This window comes from Anaerococcus sp. HMSC075B03 (genome assembly GCF_001815585.1).
GTDB classification, from domain to species: Bacteria; Bacillota; Clostridia; order Tissierellales; family Peptoniphilaceae; genus Anaerococcus; species Anaerococcus vaginalis.
Map to the genome: position 1 here is coordinate 1 of NZ_KV821194.1, position 2,810 is coordinate 2,810.

The following is a 2,810-nucleotide window of genomic DNA, read 5'->3' on the forward strand; positions in this document are numbered from 1 at the left end:
TGACACTTAAAAGGCGATTAGAAAATTAAAGAAATGCTAGAAGACTTTTAGATGACAATTACCAAGAGGGTCTAATTTTCACTGCTACTCATGCAGTGGGAATTGGACCTTTTTACATAAGCAAATTCTATTTAAAATTGGTTACCAAGAAAGACTTCTTTTCACTGTTAAGTATAAGAGGGTAATTTATAGAGTTTTGTTTCATCAAGATAAATATTTTCTGATGGTCAAATTTTAAAAAGACTAATAGCTCTCGATAAATTTTGAACCTTAACAATTGAATAGACCAAGACAAGACGTTAATTATTTTTGGAGCGTAATAACCTATCCGCTAAGATCTTTCTGCTGAATAATCGGTAAAACAAGAACTGCTAAATAAATAGAAAGTGAGCGATAAGTAAGAGTTTGAATATAGGGAGGGATACCCTATCCGCTATGAAGAAAATGAGGATAATGATACTTCTAAGGTTGAAGCCGGCTCATCCGGAATAGAGGCGGAGGTGAGATTCCTATGTTGCTAATCCAAAGCACTTGTCAATGTCGTAAAACTTAATTAAACAAATAATTATTAGATATAAAACTTTAGAGAGAGGAGGTATATATTGGACAATGACTGGAATGGATTGGCTGACTTAATAGCAAATCTGATTGCAAAATATGCTGGTGTTTTAGATTTAGATAATCTGCCCGATCCAACGCCAGCAAAAAATCAAGAGATGAAAAATAGTTTTGACATGGCAAAAACACAAATTGAGACAGACTAATAAAAGTGTTATAATATACTTGAAATGATAGTCCAAACTTAAATTCAAAAAATTATATATGATATAGAAAAATTATATTGAGGTTAATGCTATGTTAAAAGAAAAAATAAAAGTATACCTCTATACACGAGTATCTACGTCAATACAGATAGAGGGGTATTCGTTAGAGGCACAAAAATCACGAATGAAAGCTTTTGCTATTTACAACGATTACGAAATTGTCGGAGAGTATGAAGATGCCGGAAAGTCTGGCAAGTCTATTGAAGGTAGAAAACAGTTCAATCGAATGATGGAAGATATAAAATCTGGAAAAGATGGAGTATCTTTTGTTCTTGTGTTTAAGTTATCAAGATTTGCAAGAAATGCAGCTGATGTTCTTTCTACACTTCAGATAATGCAGGATTATGGAGTTAATCTTATCTGTGTTGAAGATGGCATTGATTCATCTAAAGATGCTGGGAAACTAATGATTTCTGTTTTATCAGCTGTGGCTGAAATAGAAAGAGAAAACATTCGTATTCAAACAATGGAAGGTCGAATTCAAAAAGCAAGGGAAGGAAAATGGAATGGTGGCTTTGCTCCGTATGGATATAAACTTGAAGATGGAAAGTTGTTTATAAATGAGGAAGAGGCAGTTGCCATAAGAACGATTTTCGACCAGTATGTAAATACTACGATAGGAGCCAATGGGCTATCTAAATACTTAGAGAATCATGGAATTAGAAAAATCCCAAGACAGAATGGTAAAAATCCTTTGTTTGATGCAGGACTTATAAGAAAGATATTAAAGAATCCTGTATATAATGGAAAAATAGCATTTGGAAGAAGAACTTTAGAAAAAGTTCATGGTACAAGAAATGAATATAAGCAGGTTGAACAAGATGAGTATCTAATATCTGAAGGGATACATGAAGCTATAGTTTCCGATGAAGTTTGGCAAGCTGCTCAGGTTAAGCTAAAATCTCAAGCAAAGAAATATGAGCATGTGAATAAAGGAAAAGATACACGCACACACTTGCTTTCTGGAATTGTAAAATGCCCTATATGTGGAGTGGGAATGTTTGGAAACAAGTGTACCAAGAAAAAGAAAGATGGCACAAAATATAAAGATTTTTATTACTATGGTTGTAAACATAGGCAGATGATAAGAGGTCATAAGTGTACTTTCCGTAAGCAAATTAGAGAAGAATTGTTAGATGATGCTGTTGCAGAGGTGATTGTCAAGATTGTAAGTAATCCGAAATTTGCTTCTATGATGCAAGAAAAAATCAACATGAAGGTGGACACCTCTGAAATAGAAAAAGAAATAGATAATTACCAAAAGGAATTGAGGAAGAGTCATTCTACAAAGTTTAAGCTAATTGAGGAAATAGATAATTTAGATGTTGAAGATAAGCATTATAAGAGAAGGAAACAGGATTTAGATGATAGACTATATCGTATGTATGACAAAATAGATGAATTAGAATCATCACTAATTGATGCGAAAGCAAAGAAACAGACTATTGAAGCTGAAAAACTCACAGGAGATAACATATATAAGGTTCTGATCTATTTTGATAAACTCTATAAAGTCATGAATGATGTAGAGCGTAGGCAGTTAATTACAGCTTTGATTTCTGAAATTCAAGTTTATGAAGAAAAACAACCTAACGGACAATGGCTAAAATCAATTACTTTCAAGCTCCCAATTATAGACGATGACTTGAATATAAGTTTGGACAATGATGAACAAGTTGAGACTATAGCGTTGATAAAAAAGATGTAAATTTAGAAATCCTGCATTTTAAGCAGTTTTATAAGCATTTTGTATTTGAAAAAGACGAAGAAGGATATGTCAAAAAGACTCAAAAAAACTACATGGATGTAAGAGTAGTTTTGAGACTAGTATGAGGAAACACAAAAAATATAATAACTCATTTTGTACTTTCTACAAGAGTAGCTTATAAGGCTGCTCTTTTTTTCTAAAAAGTTGGTACATATAAATTTTAAATATTACGAATAATACAAAATCTAATTTCCGAAAAGCAGAAGTCCAGACTTCCG

Annotated in this window: 2 protein-coding genes; both read left to right on the forward strand. The window is 32.5% G+C overall.

The genetic code is table 11. The features are described 5' to 3' along the window. The first annotated feature begins 602 nt into the window (after positions 1-602). Positions 603-764: a hypothetical protein gene (locus tag HMPREF3045_RS09215; RefSeq protein WP_142956343.1), complete on the forward strand. Its 162-nt coding sequence runs from the start codon at positions 603-605 to the stop codon at positions 762-764. A gap of 91 nt (positions 765-855) precedes the next feature. Further along, a complete protein-coding gene (locus HMPREF3045_RS06100) occupies positions 856-2,532 on the forward strand; it encodes a recombinase family protein (RefSeq protein ID WP_070737949.1) in 1,677 nt (558 codons plus the stop codon). Positions 2,533-2,810: the final 278 nt, after the last annotated feature.